The organism is Haloferula chungangensis, assembly GCF_042664875.1.
Taxonomy (GTDB): domain Bacteria; phylum Verrucomicrobiota; class Verrucomicrobiia; order Verrucomicrobiales; family Akkermansiaceae; genus Haloferula; species Haloferula chungangensis.
Genome location: NZ_JBHTBS010000108.1, coordinates 1 through 521 on the forward strand (window position 1 = coordinate 1; position 521 = coordinate 521).

1 protein-coding gene is annotated in these 521 nt (G+C 38.0%); it reads left to right on the top strand.

Going from position 1 to position 521, the window contains the following annotated elements; translation table 11 throughout:
• On the top strand, positions 1-414 hold a 414-nt coding region (locus tag ACFQY0_RS21420), incomplete at its 5' end, for a PTS sugar transporter subunit IIC (protein ID WP_379717161.1).
• Positions 415-521: the final 107 nt, after the last annotated feature.

Here is a 521-nt window from a genome sequence, read left to right on the forward strand (position 1 = left end):
GCTGCTAACCTCGGTATCGTTGCAGCGTGTTACGTATTCTTGTTCGGTGCAATCGGCGTGAACAATCGTGGGACAATTACAGCGCTTGCGATTGGTACAGCTAAAATGATGATGGCTAATTATTTTAAACATCCGATTATTGCGGTGCCGCTCTTAATCAATGGTATTGTAATTGGAGCGATTGGGTATTTTATGAATATTCAAGGAACACCGATGTCGGCAGGGTTCGGATACACTGGACTTGTTGGTCCTATTAATTCTCTTCAGTTTATGGATGGTGAGACAACGATGAACATTTTAAAACTCGCGGTTGCATACTTTATCGTACCCTTCCCATTTGCATATATCATAAACAAACTGTGTTTAAAATATTTACCAGGTTACAATAAAGAAATTTTCATATTTAAAGGATAAAAAAACCATGAAGCATATTTTGCTTCATGGTTTTTTAATATCTCCATCCATCAAATCGGTAGTTGAAGTGAAGATGGTTTAAGTATTCAGTTCCAACGCCTGCTAAG